Source organism: Sulfitobacter sp., assembly GCF_036961165.1.
Lineage (GTDB): Bacteria > Pseudomonadota > Alphaproteobacteria > Rhodobacterales > Rhodobacteraceae > Sulfitobacter.
Genome location: NZ_JBALVJ010000068.1, coordinates 1 through 18,122 on the forward strand (window position 1 = coordinate 1; position 18,122 = coordinate 18,122).

Consider the following 18,122-nt stretch of genomic DNA (forward strand, 5'->3'; position numbering starts at 1 on the left):
CGATGAAATAGGTGTCGTTGTCCGTACCGCCATCGATGGTGCCTAGAACGGTGCCACCAAAGCCGCGATAGATGTCATTGCCTGCGCCAAGCTGTACGTCACCGACGATGGTGCCGCGATTGACAACCGTGTCCGCGCTGCTTGACATGTCTATTGCAGGGCCTGTTCCGGTCGGGTCGATATCGCCATTGATCGTGCCACTATTGATCACCAGTCCGGCTGCAGTGAAGCCCACCTGACCCTGAATCATGCCGCTGTTCTGAAGCACCGTGCCTGTTGCATTGACGGACAATGCTCTGGCTGCGCCGGTAAGCGTGCCGTTGTTGATGATCGTGCTGTCGGTTGCTCCCGATCCGGTTGCAATGCCGCTGTTTCCGCCATTGATCGTCCCGGTGTTGACCAGCTTTCCGCTTGCCCCGTTGAAAAAAACCGCAGTGCCCACCGCGCCGGTCTCGATCGTGCCGCTGTTGGTGACCCTCGTGTTCGCAGCAAGGCTGAAAACCCCAAAGGACTGCGCTGCGATCACGCCGGTGTTGCCAACGGACACGTTGTCCACGCCCGTAAATATAGTGAAGCCGCTAAAATTGCCGTCGATCCGCCCGGAGTTGGACACGGCGCTGCCATCCGCCCCAGCTTGAAACACAATCCCGTCTCTGCCTGACAGCGTGCCGGAGGATCCAAGGATCACCCTATTCGACGCCCGAAGCCCAGCTTCGTCACCGTGGATCTGCCCGGTGTTCTGGATCTGCGTCAAAGAACCGGCGGTTGGTGCTTCCGAGAAGATACCGAAGCGGCCCCCGTCAATCGTGCCGGAATTGATGATGCTGTTGCGATCGCCATCGACTGTGATACCGTCGCGTCCACCGGCTATCTGGCCGGAATTGACAACAGTGTGCCCGTCGTTGTTCAGAGTGACGCCATTTTGGCCTCCGCGCATGGTGCCGCTGTTGTCCAGCGACAGGCCGTCCGCTGCTGCGCCGACAAACATGGCGTCGGTTCCGGCTGTGATGGTGCCGCTATTGGTGATCTCTGTGTCGTTCGCGTAGATGCTAAAGGCAAATCCCCCGGTCATCGATCCAGAATTGACCACCACAGCGCCTGTCCCCGTGGCTGCGATTAGCACCGCGCCCTGCCTGGAAAGGATGCTGCCTGCGTTGTAGACCGTCGCATCCGTTCCTTGGATATTTAGTGCGATGCTAGATGCTGCCAGTGATCCGGTCGGTAGGATATCGACCGTGACGTAGTTCGAGTTGACCCGAAGGGCCGCTCCCGTTCCGGACACGGCGAGGGCGCCCGCGATCTGTGCAAAACTGTTGTCGACGGTGTCGAACAGCAGTGCGTTGGTGCTGTTGCTGCTGACCAGCACCCTGTCGCGCAGGATGTAGTCGTCGCCGTTGCTGATCGTGTCGCCGGTGGTCTGATCGTTGCTGCGGATAATAAGTGCCATGAAATTCCTTAATTTATTTAACCGACATCCCCAAGCAGAACATCCTCCCGCATGCATGACGTTGTTTTGCGCACTGAACAAGCCTTCGTAACCCGATGTGCGGTGGTTCGGGAATCTGACGACCGATTTAAGCGCGACTTTCGATCTGGACGGCGAGATTGATCGGGGTTTTGGTCTGATTGGGGGCCGTTTGGGCAGACCAGCCAAGCCGTAGTTGTTACCGAATTACGTTGCTTTCCCTCCGCGCTTAACCAGAGATATTTGGCTTGTGGTGAACGTGTTGAGTCGCTCCACGAGTTTGTCACTATAATTTGTAGCACCAGCGTAGCACCGCCGGAAACGCAAAAGGCCACCCAAAGGTGGCCGTTAACATGCTGATGCTAATCAGAGAAATTGGTTGCGGGAGTAGGATTTGAACCTACGACCTTCAGGTTATGAGCCTGACGAGCTACCGGGCTGCTCCATCCCGCGCCAATTTCGTTTGGCTTTATTATGCCTGTCGGACAGGGAGCACAAGCACAAACCGGCATGAAAATCAGAAAAATTTGCGCCCGCAGCATTTCTAGGGGTAAGGCCCTTGTTGTGCGATCTAAGATAGGGCGGCTTGGGTGGCCTGAGTGCCGTTCTCTAGCGCGTCAATCATGATTCTGGCCTGCTTGAGATCGTCCAGCATCATGCCCCGTAGGTTCGCGCTGTCAGAGCTGCGCAGAATTGCAGATGGATGCACTGATATAAGCACAGGCAGCCCTTCAAGGCTGGTTTCAATCTTTCCGCGCCGTACCATGATTTGCGCGCCGTTCCCCGTCAATGCCTCAGCGGCGGCGGAACCGAGCGCCACGATCAGTGCCGGCTGAATGGTTGCGATCTCTTGCGTCAGCCAGATGCGGCAGGCTGATATCTCGGACCGGTTCGGGCTTTGGTGGATGCGCCGTTTTCCGCGAGGTTGGAATTTGAAGTGTTTGACCGCGCTCGTGGTATAGGCCGCACTGCGGTCCAATCCGGCTTCGCTCAAGGCGCTATCCAGCACCTGTCCTGCGGGGCCGACGAAGGGCTTGCCGCTTAGGTCTTCCCGATCGCCTGGTTGTTCCCCCACGATCATAAGGCGCGCGTCGTGCGGCCCATCGCCCGGAACAGCCTGAGTCGCTTGCGCCCCTATCGGGCAGCGGGCGCAGTCGTGGATGTTCTCAGCCTTAGCGCGCGCAGGTAGTCGGTCCAATATTCGTTCGGCGCGCATAGGTGGGAGCGTGGGGGCATCTTGTTGCATTTGATGCACGCGCGCCTCAGCTTGCGCGATAAGGCCGGGGATCAGGTCCGCTTCTGGCAGGTTCTTCCAGTATTTTTTGGGCATTTCCAACTGCATCGCTTTGATTTTAAGGCGAGCTGGATTGAAAATGTTGGCGTAGTAGGTGCGCCACAGGTTTTCGATTTCGTCTCTAAGATCAAGACGATCGCTGCGCAAAGCTTCATGGGTGAGCGTGCCGCCTTCGAACCTGGTGGTCACTTCTGGCGTGACAATCACCCAATCCATGTCTGCAAATCGTCGAGTGAAGAAGCCTGCGATCAACTCCTCGATGCAGTGGTCAGGCTCAAACCAGCTGAGGAACTGGCGGCGGTTGGCACCCTGCGGCGTTACTTCGCGAAAGCGTACGAAAGCTTTCATTTTGTGCATGTCACGGCGGATGTTTTTAGCCAATGCTTCGAGTTGTTGCACCTCGGCGTCGGCGCGGTTGCCCAGCAGGCCTGCATTGCCGCGACAGCGCAGCAGAACGCGGTAGAGTAGATCGTGCGCGCCTGTGGCACGGCTGGCACAAACAAGCTTAGCCAGAGGTAAAAAATCTTTCGGCATGGTCATTGGTTGTGCCGCGGGCAGGGCAGCGCCCGACCCAAATAGCCCGCATTCAGCCCCCTCCATCCTCCACTGGATCTGATCTGGGGACACATTATTGCTGGCTAGCGCGCGTGCTGCATCGCGCCATGCCGCGAAGACGCCCAGGCGGGGCAGGGACGGTGCGTAGATCACAGTAGGCTCAATTGCTCTGGCGGTGGTGCGAACCGTGCGCGCAGGTTGGCCGCGTCGGTCATGCTGCCCGGCGACCAGTCGCGCGTGACAATGAACGGTTTGGCCTTGTTCACCAGCGCCCCTATGCGTTTGAGATCACCAAACCCCAGCGCCCCGTTCCGTCGTGCTGACAGGATGCGCGCCACCGATTTTGTTCCGAAACCCGGAACCCTTAGCAGCAGACCGCGCGATGCGCGGTTGATATCCACCGGGAATATTTGCCGGTTGGACAGCGCCCACGCCAGCTTTGGGTCTATTTCAAGATCCAGCATCCCGCCTTGTGAGGACGTCACTATCTCATCGGCCTGATACCCGTAAAACCGCAGCAGCCAATCTGCCTGATAGAGCCGATGTTCGCGCATCAAAGGCGGTTTGATCAGCGGGAGAGAGGCCGCGCTGTCCGGAATGGGGGAGAAGGCAGAGTAATAGACCCGCTTGAGCTTGTACGAGCTATAGAGCCGCGTTGAGCTGTTCAGGATCGTCGCATCATCCGCACCGTCCGCACCCACGATCAACTGCGTGCTCTGCCCGGCCGGCGCAAATTTCGCTGCCCGTCTTCCTGTGTGCGTCCGCTCCTTTGACGCTTGCTTGCGCAGCTCCACCCGTCCCATGGCGCGGCGTATTTCATCGCCGTTCTTCTCGGGGGCGTAGGCTTTGATGCCGGCGTCAGTGGGCAATTCGATGTTCATAGACAGACGGTCAGCCAGTAAGCCTGCTTGCTCTATCAGCTCCGGCGCGGCGTCTGGAATCGTCTTTAGGTGAATGTAGCCCCGGAAGTTATGGGTATGGCGCAACTCGTGCGCGATGCGCACCATGTCTGCCATCGTGTCATCGGGGCTTTTGATGATGCCCGAGGATAAAAAAAGTCCCTCGATGTAGTTACGGCGGTAGAACTCGGTCGTCAGATGCACGACCTCTTCTACCGTGAACCGCGCGCGCTGCACGCTTGATGAGACACGGTTGATGCAGTAGGCGCAGTCGTAGATGCAGAAGTTGGTCATCAGGATTTTAAGCAAACTGATGCAGCGGCCGTCCGGCGCGTAGGCATGGCAAATGCCCGAGCCTTCGGTACTTCCCAACCCCTTCCCATCAGCACTGTTGCGTCGCGTTGTGCCAGAGGAGGCACAAGACGCGTCGTATTTTGCAGCATCGCTCAGCACAGCGAGTTTTTCTTGGAGAGTCATTTTTGTCATAATGTTCATATAATGTTCTCACCGCTCTTCTGGCAATAGCGGAGCGCTGCAAAGCATTTTTGCCGCAGGGGGAACTTTCCCCGCTGCCGTGCGTTTGTGGTCATGATTAAATATCTCCTCACCGCAGCCGCCATCGCCCTCCCAGCCGCTTTGACTGCGGAGGCGGTGGGCGAAGTCGACGTTGACTGGTTTGGCAACGATTTGATCATCGAAGCTCTGGCAGATCCCGAAGTCGAAGGCGTTACTTGCCACATCACCTATTTCGAGCGGGGCATTATTGACCGCCTGCAAAAGGGTAACTGGTTCGAAGACCCATCCAATTCTTCTATCTCTTGCCGTCAAACCGGCCCGATCAAAATAGGCGACATCGACCGGAGCGATGAGGGTGAAGAAGTCTTCCGCGAGCGCCGTTCTATCGTGTTCAAATCCCTTCGTGTAAAGCGGATCTTTGACGAGAAGAACCAAACGCTGATCTATATCAGCCACGCGCGCGAGATTCAGAACGGTTCGGCCAAGATGTCCCTGTCGACGGTGCCGCTGTACCAGCCATCACAATCCGATTGAACGTTGGCAAAGCGCCGCGCAGTATTGCGCGGCCTATCCAAGACCTGTTGCCTTGGGCATCCAATACGATAGCATACGCGCAAAACCATAACTCCAAAACGGGGCAGCAGTATGCAACTATCACGCCGGAAATTCGCAGTGGGCCTTGGGGTCCTCACACTCTCATCTTGTGGCGGTGCGCCCGCGATGCGGAGCAGCGCCAATATTGGCGGAGCCTTGCCTGCTGACCTTCTGCCAACCCCCAACGCTGGCTATGATGCTTGGGTCTCCAGCTTTCGCGCACGGGCGGCAGGGCAGGGGATCAGCCAATCCACACTGACCAACGCGTTTCGCGGCACCGGATATCTGCCCGGCTGTGTCAAACGTGACCGCAACCAGACTGAATTCAAACGCAGCCTTGAGGATTATCTTGCGATTGCCGCGTCTGACGAACGGATCAGCAAGGGCCGCGCCGCCTTCGCGCGCCACCGCAGCACATTACAGACGCTCGAGGGGCGATATGGCGTCGACGCCGAGATCATCTGTGCGATCTGGGGCCTTGAGAGCTTCTTTGGTGAGCGTCGCGGCGATGTGCCGGTCGTATCCGCCACTTCCACGCTGGCCTTTGACGGGCGGCGCGGAGCGTTCTTTGAAAAGCAACTGATTGCGGCGCTGAAAATTGTCCAGAACGGAGATATTTCTGCCTCACGCATGACGGGATCATGGGCCGGTGCTATGGGGCACACTCAGTTTATTCCGACATCCTATCAGGAATTTGCCGTCGACTTTACTGGCGACGGCCGCCGCGATATCTGGTCCGAAGACCCCACAGATGCGCTTGCGTCAACAGCGGCTTACCTGCAGCGCAACGGCTGGACGCGCGGTGTCAGATGGGGCGGTGAGGTTGGCAACGGCGCGCCTCAGGGCAGCATCATCCAACCGCAGCCCGGTGGTCCCCGCTTTGCGGTGACAAGCAATTTCCGTGCAATTAAGCGCTACAATAACTCGGACGCCTACGCGATTGGTGTGGGCCATCTGGCTGACCGTATCGGTGGCGCGGGCCCGTTGCGTGCTAGCTTCCCGCCGGATGCCAATGGCCTGACGAAGGACGATCGGGTGGCGTTGCAACAACGCTTGACTGCGCGTGGCTTTGATACTGGCGGTACAGACGGCGTTATCGGCCCGAACAGCGAAAAAGCGATCAGTGCCTATCAGGCGAGCAAGGGGGTGCCAGTTACTGGCAAGCCTTCGCAGGAATTGTTGCGGGCGCTGGGCTAAAGCCACATGGGCGATGGGTTGGAGGCGACCCGTACCCATAGGAAACAGTTCAATGCGAGTTTGCCAAATGTAAGATCGCGGCCACATTCAGGGCCGCGATCAACAATGCATCGCGCAGCGCCGTGCGGTGAATGAGCAAAAGCCAGCCATCGCACCTTGCGACGAAATGCTCGGCGCATTCGGAGAAACGAGTATGCGCTTCTACTCTGGGCTGCTGGCAATCTTATGAATTTAAAAAGAAACGCCAAATTACACGCGTAAATTGAAGATAACTAATTTTGTAATAACTTGCCTTTTTTGACCTCATTCCGCGATTGGCGAGAATTTGAAAACAATCTGGAATTTCTTTTGCATGCGTAAAGTTTTGTGCCGCCTCGTCCCACTTTCTTTCGCAATTGTGACAGCGTGTGGTCCGGCGCCTGATGCGCACTCCAGACGTTCTGACGTCTTTCTGATGAGCTTTTCTTCGCAGGACCAATACGCGAATGAGCAAAGCGAAACTCTTGCAGCTTTGTCGCGTAGGGTCTTGGTGCAAACAACGCTCAAGGGTGCGGGGGGCGGCGCTGCGCTGGGGTGCGGCATAGCCGTTGTTTCGGTGGGAAACGCTCAAAACTGTGTGATTGGTGCGGCATCCGGTGCCGTGGGGGGGGGGGGGCTGGTTGGTAAAGCTATCGGCAAAAAGAAGATTGAACGCCAAGTCGACACCGTTACGCCCAGCGCCGTCGTCCGAACTTTGCGTAGAACCAACGCCCAGATGGCACTGGTGCAAACATCCCTGCCAGAGCGGTTGGCCGTTCAGGACAAAGCGCTTGCCCGGCTTGATCTACAGCACGCGTCGAAGGTTATCAGCACGAAGCAATATGTTCGCGCCCGTGCGGCTATCCGGACAGAGCGCAGTGCAATGGCTTCAGCCCTGATCGAAACCGAAAAAACGCCACCCGCACTGCCAATAATCTGCGTAATGCTCGCAGTGAAGGGCAGGGAGGTTTGGACCGGCATATCTCCGTGTCCGAGAATTTGGCCCGCACGGCAAGCTCGATCCGCTCGGATATTTCTCTGCTTTAACACCGACGGTCGTTGTCGTGAGTGTACCGTTTTGAGGTTGCAAAAATCGAGGCAAAACGTCACCGTCGGCACTCAAATAAATCCCGGAGGAGGAGTTCTGATGAAAACCCTGATCAAGTCTACAATGACAGCTCTTGCGCTCACCGCTTTGAGCGTGAACGTGGCATCTGCTGAAACCCGTATCACCTATAAATCGGCAAAAACCGGCTCGTCCTACTACCAGATGGGCGTTGAACTGGCTGAGGCTATGAAGGCAGGGACCGATGGCAATGTCATCGTCACTGTCGAAGAAAGCCAGGGTTCCGTCCAGAACGTGATGGAAGCGCGCGCGCGCGGTGGCGACTATGTCTTTACAACACCGCCGGCATTGGTGCGCCTTGCCCAAGGTGGCAAAGCCATGTTCGAAGGCAAAGGTGATCCCAAGTTCGATGAGATTCGCGCCCTGTTCCCGATCCCGTCCCTGACCATGCATTTCGTCATGTCCAAAGACAGCGGCGTGACTGATATCACGGGTCTTGAAGGCAAAACCATTCTGCTTGGCAAAGGCTCTTTCGGGGCGACCGAGGGTGAGAAATATCTGGGACTGTTCGGCATGGCCGAGAAGGTGAAGATCGCGGATGCCGAGCTTTCGAATGCGGTTGCCGCGCTCAAGAACGGGCAGATCGACGGGTTCGTGACGGCAGGCTCATGGCCTGCGCCCAACGTGATCGAAGCGGCAGCCTCCACGCCCGTCACTGTGTTGTCTATGTCCGATGACCAGATCGCACAAACCAAACGCACCATGCTGACAATCCCTGCAGGCACGTATGCTGGGCAGGACATAGACATCACCACAACATCGCTGCCGGTTGTCGCTTACACCACCACGGGTATGGATGATGACACCGCCTACCAGTTGACCAAAACCTTTTGGGAAAGCAAAGCCAAGCTGGGTGAAAACGCACCTTGGTGGAATGGCGTGAACGAAGGCCTGATGAACACCATCGAAGGAACGATCCATCCCGGCGCACAGCGCTACTATGAAGAGGCAGGCATTGCCCTGACCGACGCACAGAAGTAACAGGCGCAAACAGGCTGGATATAAGGTCCGGCCTGTTTCTACTTCTTTGCGATAAGGCCACATTCCCATGACAAAGCTTTTTGACGGCCGTTTACAAAGCGCGCTGTGGTTGCTGCTAGCGACCTGTCTGGTCGGCTATCACCTGATGTTGGTTTTCTCTGGTCTGCTGCCCAACCTTGTCAGTCGGCCGTTGCATATGGCCTTTATTTTGCCCTTCGTGCTGGTGTTTGGCGCCAAAAGCCGCGCATCGCTGCTTAGCGGGGGCATTCTGGCCGCACTAGGCGTGGCGGCAGCCATTTGGATCGCAGTGAACAGCGATAGCCTTGGTGACCAATACGGTTTCCTCGAGAGTGATTTCCAAACGCTGGTGGCGACTGTCCTGCTTGGCGTCACGCTGGAGGCTGCACGGCGCGCGATTGGATGGCCCCTGCCCATCGTTGCGGGGCTTGCGCTGCTTTACGGCCTGTACGGCCAATATATCCCGGGCCAATTCGGCCATTCCGGCACGCCGACCGCCAGCTTTCTGGGCACGCTTACTATTGCCGAGGGAGGGATATGGGGTTCGCTCACCGGGGTGTCGGTTAGTGTTGTGGCGATCTTCGTGATCTTTGGCGCGGTCCTGAATGCTGGCGAGGCGGGGCAGGGCTTTATGAATGTTGCCGCCGCCGCCGCAGGGCGGCTCAAGGGCGGTGCGGCCAAAGTGTCGGTGATCTCATCTGCGCTATTTGGCTCTATTTCCGGCTCTGCATCGGCCAATGTAGCCTCTACCGGCGCAGTCACCCTGCCGGCCATGACCAATCTGGGCTATCCAAAGCGTTTGGCAGCAGCAGTCGAAGCTGTCGCGTCCTCGGGCGGTCAAATCATGCCTCCGCTGATGGGCGCCGGAGCGTTTGTGATGGTTGAGCTGACAGGCGTCCCCTACACGTCGATCATGGCGGCGGCGGCCTTGCCCGCGTTCCTCTATTTCCTCGCCGTCTGGTTCGGCATCAATGCCTATGCGGGGCGTTTTGATCTTAAAGGCGTTGCCCTTGAAGACCGGCCCGCGCGCCGCGATGTAATAATCACCTCGCTGTTCTTCCTTGTGCCCTTTTCCGCCCTTCTCTGGGCGATGTTCGTAGCGAAATATACGCCGGAATACGCCGCTGCACTGGCTATCCTCGTAGGCGCGCTGCTGTTGCTGATAAACGGAAATCTGCAAAGCCGCCGCGGCCAGATCATCGAGCGCTTTACCAGTGCTGTCATGAACGCAGCCAAACAGGTGTCGATGATCGCATCCATCATCCTGTGCGCCTCGATCATCATTGGTGTGCTGTCAATCACGGGGCTTGGGGTCAAGCTGACCTCGCTGATCCTTGAAGGGTCTGGCGGGCTCCTCTGGCCGTCGCTATTGCTGACCGCGCTTGCCTGCCTGCTTCTGGGGATGGAGGTGCCGACAACGGCGGCCTATGTGATCTGCGTTTCAGTGGCGGGGCCGGCGCTGATGAAGCTGGGGCTGGAGCCGTTGCAGGCGCATTTGTTCGTGTTCTGGTTCGCGCTGTTGTCGACCATCACACCGCCGGTTTGCGGCGCGGTATTCATTGCTGCGGGCATGGTCGGAGAGAACTGGCTCAAGGTTGCGCTGACCGCGATGGCGCTGGGCGTGGGCCTTTACATCATTCCGCTCGGCATGATTGCGAACCCCGACATCCTGCGACTGGCCCAAGACCCGTTTGCTGCGCTTGTTGCCATGCTGCGGATCGCAGCGGGGTTGATGTTGATCTCTTACGGGTTGATCGGCGCACAACGCGTGCTGCCAACAATCCTGATGGTTGGCGCGGGGTTGGCAATTGTATTTTCGGGACTGCTGTTCTGACAACCCTGACATTTCGGAACGAAATATAGGGCTATAGCTTTCGATTTTGTGCAGACCGTTCCAATTGGTGTGGTGCCCTTAGTTAGGGGTAACTGGACATGGCGAGTCGTGCGGTGAAGCTCTTCGATCAGGCAAATATGCAAGAAACTGATCGGTGTGGTTGAAGCGGGCCGTATTCACGATGTGTTGATGTTCACTTTGGCTGATCCCTACGTGACGGGTAAGTTCCCCTTTGACAAATTGGGCAATTTCTACGACCTGAAGGCTATTAATGAGGCCGTGGCTGACGACGAGCGCGGCGTGACAGTAAAATCTATTGTTAGAATGACCCCTGAAGCCTGATTGAAAGAGAGCACAGTCGCCAGCGACAGGCGAAAGTGGTCGCTCGCAGTATTCGAGCTACTTGTAGAACTGACTTTGATGCAGGAGAAACTAATGCAGCGCGCGCAGTTTGAAATGAAAACGAAAATGCTACTGCTCTTGTTGGCTGCGATGCTTACACCTGTCACCGGCTTACAAGCGCAAGAAGGGCCACCGCCTGCTGCAGTCACGGTGGTCACGCTTGAAAAGCAGAACGTGACGCAGACGCGGGTTCTACCGGGTCGCGTTGTGGCGCTGGGCGTCGCCGAGGTGCGCCCACAAGTCTCTGGAATCATTCTGGAGCGGCTGTTTGTAGAAGGCAGCGAAGTAACTAAGGGCGATCCGCTATACCAGATTGACGATGCGATCTATGGCGCGCAGGTGCAGATGTCCAAAGCTACAGTCGAGCAGGCACAGGTAGCTCTGAGCAATGCTGAAAAAGACCAAAAGCGGAATGCCGAATTGTTTGTGCGAAAAGTTGTGAGCCAGAAAGTGGTGGATGACTCGAATGCACTCCGAGACGAGGCATATGCGGCGTTCCTTGTTGCGCAAGCCCAGCTTAACGCGGCGCAAATTGATCTGGACCACTCCATTATTACGGCCCCGCTCTCCGGTGTGGTTGGCCGGGCGCTAACCACGCCCGGTGCGTTGGTGACAGCGGCGCAGGCCGATCCTCTGGCGGTCATTCGTCAAATTGACACTGTCTATGTTGATGTAACTGCATCTGCCGCCGACATCGTGCGCCGTCGCCGTGCGATCAAACTGGCAGGTGGCGATGTGGTCGCAACTATTGATCCCAGCGTGACGCTAAGCTTGGCGGACGGTTTCGAGTACGATCAAACCGGCAGTGTTCTTGCGATTGAGCCTCAGGTTGATCCGCTCACAGGCGTATCGGTTTTGCGTTTGAAATTCCCGAACCCTGACGGAATTTTGCTGCCAGGCATGTACGTGAACGCGACAATTCCTTTCGGTGCTGAGCAGGGCGTTATTCTGGCACCTCAACAAGGTGTAAGCTTTGACCGCCGTGGTGAACCGACTGCGCTGGTGGTAAATGCCGAAAACGTTGTTGAGCCGCGTACTCTCAAGGTTGAGGGGACCCGTGGCAGCGATTGGATCGTAACCGACGGGCTTGTCGAGGGGGACCGGATCATTGTTGCGGGTCTTCAGAAAACAGCGCCCGGAGCGGTTGTGAATCCTCAGGAACAGACCCAAGGCGATAGCGCCGAACAGTCTGACTAATGCCAGCATCGCGGCATAAAGTGATTTACGACAAGGATACCTAATGGCACGTTATTTCATCGACAGACCCATTTTTGCTTGGGTCATTGCAATCATGCTTATGGGCTTGGGCATTCTGTCGATCATGATCCTGCCGATTGCGCAGTATCCGCAGATCGCGCCGCCTTCGGTTCAGGTGTCAGCCGTTTATCCCGGTGCATCGGCGCAGACCGTTAATAACACTGTGACGCAGGTGATCGAAGAGCAGATGACGGGTCTTGATGGCCTGCGCTACATCAACTCGTCTTCCACATCGACCGGTGCTGCCAACGTCACCCTGACCTTCGAGACAGGTACTGATCCCGACATCGCGCAAGTTCAGGTCCAGAATAAGCTCAGCCAAGCGACAGCGCTTTTGCCCGAAGCGGTTCAGCGGCAGGGTGTCACTGCGAGCAAATCAGCCGGCGGCTTCATGATGGTTGTGGCGCTGGTGTCCGAAGACGGGTCGCTGGATGCGGTGGATTTGTCAGATTACCTTGTTACGAACCTAGTGGATGAATTTAGCCGCCTCGAAGGGGTCGGAAACGTACAGGTCTTTGGGGCGCAATACGCCATGCGGATCTGGCTGAACCCGAACGAATTGGCGGCTTTTCAGCTGACTCCAACGGATGTTGTAGCTGCAGTGTCCGCGCAAAACGCACAAGTTTCTGCAGGTTCATTCGGATCACTTCCCGCTATTGATGGGCAAGCCCTAACTGCGACTGTGACTGCCCAATCTCTCCTGTCGTCACCCGAGGATTTCGAGCAGATCGTGATCCGCGCCGAAGCTGACGGTGGTCTGGTTCTGCTGCGCGATGTTGCTCGGGTCGAGATCGGTGCCGAAAACTATGCGACGTCCGCACGTTTCAACGGCTCTCCCACTGCCGGTATGGCGATCCAGCTGGCCACTGGTGCAAACGCGCTGAACACAGCCAAGCTGGTCGAAGAGCGGTTGGAGGCAGTCTCTGCCTTCTTTCCTGAAGGCGTGAAACATGTCGTCCCCTATGACACGACACCCTTTGTCGAACTCTCAATTGAAGAAGTCGTTGTGACCCTGTTCGAAGCGGTCGGGCTGGTGTTTTTGGTGATGCTGCTGTTCCTGCAGAACCTTCGCGCAACCCTGATCCCGACATTGGCTGTGCCTGTGGTCCTACTCGCCACCTTCGGCGTGATCGCGGCATTCGGCTTTTCCATCAACTCGCTGACGATGCTTGCCATGGTGCTGGCAATCGGTCTGCTGGTGGACGATGCGATTGTTGTCGTCGAGAACGTCGAGCGATTGATGGAGGAAGAGGGCCTTGATCCCTACGAGGCAACCAAAAAATCTATGGGTCAGATTACCGGCGCGTTGATTGGTATCGCGTTGGTTCTGTCTGCCGTGTTTATCCCCATGGCCTTCTTTGGAGGCTCAACCGGTGTGATCTATCAACAGTTCTCGATCACCATCATTTCGGCAATGGCGCTGTCTGTTCTGGTTGCGTTGACGCTGACACCTGCGCTTTGTGCGACGCTTTTGCGCAAGCCCGAACATGGGGCGAAAAAACGCGGTGTGTTTGGTCTGTTCAACAAGGGTTTTGACAGCGTGCTTGGCCGCTACAGCAAATCTGTAGGATGGTTGATCCGCAGGCCGGTGCGCGTAGGGCTGGTGTACCTGCTGATCGGCGGTCTAATGATCCTGCTCTTTATCCGCACACCGACCGGATTTTTGCCGGATGAGGATCAGGGCATTCTGTTCACCATCGTCCAAGGCCCGACAGGATCAACGTCCGAAGCGACGAACCGCGTACTGGAAAAGGTTTCTAACCACTATCTGGAGAACGAATCTGATTTGGTGAAGTCGGTATTCACGGTCAGCGGTTTCAGCTTTGCAGGACAGGGTCAGAACATGGGCCTTGCTTTTGTTGGCCTCAAAGATTGGTCAGAGCGGGAAGGTCCAGGCCAAGGCGTATCGGCAATTGCTGGACGGGCGTTTGGCGCGTTCTCGCAAATTCAGGAGGCGTTTGTCTTCCCTATTGTTCCGCCAGCTGTGATCGAGCTTGGCAACGTCAGTGGTTTCGATTTCTACCTTCAGGCCCGCAACGGTCAAACCCACGAGGAACTTCTCGCTGCTCGCAACCAACTGATGGGCATGGCCGCGCAAAGCGACAAGATTGCATCGGTCCGCCCCAATGGGCTGGAAGACGCCGCACAGTTCGATATCGACATTGACTGGCGGGCTGCAGGTGCGATGGGCCTGTCGGCGACGGAGGTTGGCAACATGTTGTCGATCGCGTGGGCTGGCCGCTATGTGAACGACTTCATCGATAACAGCCGCACGAAGCGGGTCTATGTCCAAGGTGACGCGCCGTATCGCATGGTGCCCGAAGATCTCGAACATTGGAGGGTCCGAAACGCCACAGGCGGACTGGTCCCCTTCTCGACGTTTTCAAAGACGAGCTGGAAATACGGCGCGCAGGGGCTTTATCGCTATAACGGCGTGGCAGCAGTGCAGCTTCAGGGCAGCCCGGCTGAGGGGGTTACAACCGGTGAGGCCATGACAGAGATGCAGGCGCTTGCGGAGCAGCTACCACCGGGGTTCGAAATTGCATGGACCGGCCTTTCGTTGGAAGAGATCGAGGCGGGCGGCCAAGCTGGCCTGCTCTATGCACTTTCGCTTGCGGCGGTGTTCCTATGCCTTGCAGCCTTGTATGAAAGCTGGTCGATTCCCTTTGCGGTGATGCTGGCGATGCCAATCGGCATCGTGGGCGCGCTAGTCGGCGCATGGCTGGGAGGGTTTGCCAATGGGGTCTATTTTCAGGTTTCCTTGCTGACCGTGATCGGACTTACCGGTAAAAACGCGATCTTGATCGTCGAGTTCGCACGCGAACAGGTCGATGCTGGTGCTTCATTGTACGACGGCGTTGCAGAAGCTGCGAAACAGAGATTTCGCCCGATTTTGATGACGTCCATGGCGTTCTCGCTGGGTGTTATGCCTCTGGTGCTTTCGTCCGGCGCAGGATCGGGTGGACGGACTGCCATCGGGTCAGGCGTTCTGAGCGGGACCATCTCCGGTACGGTACTGGGTGTCCTGTTCGTGCCGGTATTTTTCGTCGTCATCCATCGGCTGACACGTAAAAAAACCTAAGAGACGGCTCCATACAAAGAATTGCCTGCCCTTTCGGGGCGGGCGAAGTCGCCGCTTTCGACCTTGCAGTCCGCGTCTATCTTACAGCCGCATGCTGCCATCCGCATTAAAAATGCAGAGCGCGCCAGAGCGACATGCCTGCTAAATCGGGAAGCAATATTTTGAAATGTCAGTGAAACATGGTGCTGCTGGAGGGCATTGTAACCCTATATCTTGGGGTGCAGCGGTACACCTGAAAATGCCGATAGGCCATATTTTATAGGTCATTCCTGTGTTTTGGTATTCCACGGCGCACCGCCTCATACTATATGTTGAGGGTGGACTGGAAGGTGGGCCAAAAATGAGGGCATTGAACAAGCTATCGGCGCAGGCAGTGAAGGCTGCTCAGGCGGGCAAGTATTCCGATGGCGGCGGATTGTGGATTTTCAAGAAAGATGATGGCGGCGGCAAATGGGTGCTGCGTGTTCACGTCCACGGGCGGCGGCGTGAAATGGGGCTGGGCGCATATCCCCGCGTATCGCTCAAAGAGGCGCGGCTGGAAGCGGACAAGTGGCGCAGGGTATCCCAACAAGGCAAAGACCCGATCAAGGAACGCCAAGCCGCCCGGCGTGCGTCCAAGCGCAACCTGCACCTGCTCGGCGATATTGCCCTAGATGCATTTGAAAGCCGCAAGGCTGAACTGAAAGGTGATGGGCTGGCAGGGCGCTGGTATTCTCCGCTGGAACTGCACATCCTTCCCAAGTTGGGCAAGGTTCCTGTGTCCGAGATTGACCAGCGCGACATTCGCGACACCCTTGCGCCGATCTGGCACGAAAAGGCGCACACAGCCAAGAAGGCCATGAACCGTTTGGGTATCTGCATCCGTCACGCTGCGGCGCTGGGCTTGGATGTTGATATTCAGGCCGTGGACAAAGCCAAGGCGCTGTTGGGGAAGCAGCGGCACACGACACAGAATACCCCCGCGCTGCATTGGCGCGATGTCCCCGCCTTCTATCAATCGCTGGACCAAGGGACCGTGACCGAACTCGCCTTGCGCTTGCTTATCCTCACGGCAGTACGGGCTGCGCCGTTGCGGTTCCTGCATCTGGATCAAATTGAGGGCGATGTCTGGACCATTCCTGCGGAGGCTATGAAGGGCCGTAAGGACGCGACCAGCGACTTTAGGGCCCCGCTATCATCGGAGGCGCTGGCGGTGATCGAACAGGCCAGGCCGTTTGCGCGTGATGGTTTTCTGTTCGCTGGGGTGCGCAAGGGTGTTATCTCGGATGCCACGATGTCGAAATACATGGACAGGCGCGGCATGGTCGAGCGTCCGCACGGGTTCCGGTCTTCATTCCGGGACTGGACCGCAGAGGCCACAAACACGCCGCGTGAAGTCGCTGAAATTTGTTTGGGCCATGTATCGGGCGGCGCGGTGGAACTGTCGTACAGACGGACGGACTATCTTGAGCAACGGCGGGCTTTGATGGAGCGTTGGGGAAGTAGCCTAAATTCCAGTCAAGGTGAGACAGGTGTTGTGGTGGCAATCAAATGAACATTGATCTTTTTACTAAGGATGGAGCGTTCCGACCCAATGCAGATCAAACGCTCGCAAGCATTCTGGCATATCCTAATTTTCAAGATTTCGATGAAAGACGGCAATGCAAATTGCTACTTATCGATGAATCCTACAGGGAAAAGGTAGTTGGCCCAGAAGCCTAAACACTGACCAAGATAACCGAAGAGTTAATAAAGGCCCATGACCGTGTCCTAGGGCAACGTGCCGTCGCAGGGGTTACATTGGTTTGCTTCCGACTTCTGGAGTTGCGTGGCGTTCAAAACCCAACCCTTTATGGCGCGACAAAATTAGCGTCTGAGTATCTTAAATCTGTAATAAAGCGTGATGGTGTTGGCTTTGAAGCAGGAACGGAGACGGATGAACGTGGAAACTTTAAGAGGGTTCGCTCGGCGTCTGGCAGAGCTGATATCGAGAAACGGTTCCGATCTTTTAGGAGTACGGCAACTTTTATTGCAGTCGAGCTTTTTTGCTCCGACCCAGCGAAGTATCCGATAGGGATGGAACACTCCGAAGACTATTTGGCGAGGCTTATACGAACCGCTTTTGAGCTTGAGACGAGAATCGCTGATAAATACCCTCAATACTTCCCTAATATTTGGCGAGTTGGTCCATTACCGGACAATATATTGGAAATTGAGCCCTATGATTTTGCGCCCAGAGAAGATTGGGACATTCTGCCATGGGTAAAAAATGTTCATTCTCTATGGTGATTATGAGAATCCTGTACGGTCTCTAATAGGCGCATATTTTGAAATAACTAACTCTGTGTTTTTTGGTTGCTAGTGAAGCAACACGGAGAACCACAATGCGCTATCTAACCTTCCGCGATCTACAAGCCAAACTCGGAGGCCGTGGTCGCACGACAATTTTACGCGACTGTGAGTTGGGCCGTTTGCCCAAGCCCGTTAAAATCGGTTCCCGTCTTTACTGGAGCGAAGCGGACATCGACGCGACCCTACAAGAACTTGCAAACTCATAACTTCACCCCCCGCCATGCAAAGCGCATGGGCGGCGGGTGGAGCGTTTTCCGTGCAAGGAATGTAATCACCTTACGCCCAGCGCCTTGCGGCATCAACCGTAAGGACGAAACTATGAAATCCGATCAATTCTACTCAGGCGGAACAAAAATCCGCTGGACCTGTAAGGCGCTATTGGACCTGCGCGAAATCTCGCACGCAACCGAAATCAGCGAGATGCGTGGCTGGCGTCTCGGTGCCATTATCCACCGTCTGAAATCGGACTACGGCTGGCCTATCAAGACCCGCTACCGCTCACCTGAAGTGGTCCGGCAAAATTGGACAGCGTGCTAAGATGTATCCAACCCGA

13 protein-coding genes and 1 tRNA gene are annotated in these 18,122 nt (G+C 56.5%); 10 read left to right on the forward strand and 4 right to left on the reverse strand.

The features are described from left to right. The 4 genes from V7730_RS18605 to V7730_RS18620 all read right to left on the reverse strand — a co-directional run. On the reverse strand, positions 1-1,447 hold a 1,447-nt coding region (locus V7730_RS18605), incomplete at its 3' end, for a hypothetical protein (RefSeq protein ID WP_335749084.1). A 394-nt stretch (positions 1,448-1,841) separates the two neighbouring features. After that, positions 1,842-1,918 (reverse strand) — tRNA-Met (locus V7730_RS18610). 118 nt (positions 1,919-2,036) lie between these two features. Then, entirely contained in the window at positions 2,037-3,467 is a 1,431-nt protein-coding gene (locus V7730_RS18615; protein ID WP_335749085.1) for a UdgX family uracil-DNA binding protein, read from the reverse strand. Then, positions 3,464-4,699 (reverse strand): putative DNA modification/repair radical SAM protein, encoded by a 1,236-nt coding sequence (locus V7730_RS18620; protein ID WP_335749096.1) that lies wholly within the window; start codon positions 4,697-4,699, stop codon positions 3,464-3,466. The genes V7730_RS18615 and V7730_RS18620 overlap by 4 nt, the downstream gene beginning before the upstream one ends. A 102-nt stretch (positions 4,700-4,801) precedes the next feature. Here V7730_RS18620 and V7730_RS18625 point away from each other — a divergent pair, with 102 nt between their 5' ends. From V7730_RS18625 to V7730_RS18670, 10 genes are all read left to right on the forward strand, one after another. After that, positions 4,802-5,263 (forward strand): CreA family protein, encoded by a 462-nt coding sequence (locus tag V7730_RS18625; RefSeq protein WP_335749086.1) that lies wholly within the window; start codon positions 4,802-4,804, stop codon positions 5,261-5,263. 111 nt (positions 5,264-5,374) lie between these two features. After that, entirely contained in the window at positions 5,375-6,520 is a 1,146-nt protein-coding gene (locus V7730_RS18630) for a lytic murein transglycosylase (RefSeq protein WP_335749087.1), read from the forward strand. A gap of 1,165 nt (positions 6,521-7,685) precedes the next feature. After that, positions 7,686-8,645 carry a TAXI family TRAP transporter solute-binding subunit gene (locus V7730_RS18635; protein ID WP_335749088.1) on the forward strand — a complete coding sequence of 320 codons (960 nt, stop codon included), beginning with the start codon at positions 7,686-7,688 and terminating at the stop codon, positions 8,643-8,645. Between the two features lie 67 nt (positions 8,646-8,712). Next, entirely contained in the window at positions 8,713-10,497 is a 1,785-nt protein-coding gene (locus V7730_RS18640) for a TRAP transporter permease (protein WP_335749089.1), read from the forward strand. 156 nt (positions 10,498-10,653) lie between these two features. Beyond that, positions 10,654-10,839 carry a hypothetical protein gene (locus tag V7730_RS18645; protein WP_335749090.1) on the forward strand — a complete coding sequence of 62 codons (186 nt, stop codon included), beginning with the start codon at positions 10,654-10,656 and terminating at the stop codon, positions 10,837-10,839. A 93-nt stretch (positions 10,840-10,932) separates the two neighbouring features. Continuing rightward, positions 10,933-12,096 (forward strand): efflux RND transporter periplasmic adaptor subunit, encoded by a 1,164-nt coding sequence (locus tag V7730_RS18650; protein ID WP_335749091.1) that lies wholly within the window; start codon positions 10,933-10,935, stop codon positions 12,094-12,096. 43 nt (positions 12,097-12,139) lie between these two features. Continuing rightward, entirely contained in the window at positions 12,140-15,238 is a 3,099-nt protein-coding gene (locus V7730_RS18655) for an efflux RND transporter permease subunit (protein ID WP_335749092.1), read from the forward strand. Between the two features lie 340 nt (positions 15,239-15,578). After that, positions 15,579-16,772 carry a tyrosine-type recombinase/integrase gene (locus tag V7730_RS18660; RefSeq protein ID WP_335749093.1) on the forward strand — a complete coding sequence of 398 codons (1,194 nt, stop codon included), beginning with the start codon at positions 15,579-15,581 and terminating at the stop codon, positions 16,770-16,772. 829 nt (positions 16,773-17,601) lie between these two features. Further along, on the forward strand, positions 17,602-17,775 hold the full coding sequence (locus V7730_RS18665) for a helix-turn-helix transcriptional regulator (protein ID WP_335749094.1): 174 nt from the start codon (positions 17,602-17,604) through the stop codon (positions 17,773-17,775). Positions 17,776-17,887: 112 nt separating this feature from the next. Then, on the forward strand, positions 17,888-18,106 hold the full coding sequence (locus V7730_RS18670; RefSeq protein WP_335749095.1) for a hypothetical protein: 219 nt from the start codon (positions 17,888-17,890) through the stop codon (positions 18,104-18,106). Positions 18,107-18,122: the final 16 nt, after the last annotated feature.

Bases quoted from the DNA above. Each gene is read 5' to 3' on its own strand.
- V7730_RS18620 (WP_335749096.1), bottom strand. From the start codon at position 4,699: ATGACAAAAATGACTCTCCAAGAAAAACTCGCTGTGCTGAGCGATGCT.
- V7730_RS18625 (WP_335749086.1), top strand. From the start codon at position 4,802: ATGATTAAATATCTCCTCACCGCAGCCGCCATCGCCCTCCCAGCCGCT.
- V7730_RS18630 (WP_335749087.1), top strand. From the start codon at position 5,375: ATGCAACTATCACGCCGGAAATTCGCAGTGGGCCTTGGGGTCCTCACA.
- V7730_RS18635 (WP_335749088.1), top strand. From the start codon at position 7,686: ATGAAAACCCTGATCAAGTCTACAATGACAGCTCTTGCGCTCACCGCT.
- V7730_RS18640 (WP_335749089.1), top strand. From the start codon at position 8,713: ATGACAAAGCTTTTTGACGGCCGTTTACAAAGCGCGCTGTGGTTGCTG.
- V7730_RS18650 (WP_335749091.1), top strand. From the start codon at position 10,933: ATGCAGCGCGCGCAGTTTGAAATGAAAACGAAAATGCTACTGCTCTTG.
- V7730_RS18655 (WP_335749092.1), top strand. From the start codon at position 12,140: ATGGCACGTTATTTCATCGACAGACCCATTTTTGCTTGGGTCATTGCA.
- V7730_RS18660 (WP_335749093.1), top strand. From the start codon at position 15,579: ATGAGGGCATTGAACAAGCTATCGGCGCAGGCAGTGAAGGCTGCTCAG.
- V7730_RS18665 (WP_335749094.1), top strand. From the start codon at position 17,602: ATGCGCTATCTAACCTTCCGCGATCTACAAGCCAAACTCGGAGGCCGT.
- V7730_RS18670 (WP_335749095.1), top strand. From the start codon at position 17,888: ATGAAATCCGATCAATTCTACTCAGGCGGAACAAAAATCCGCTGGACC.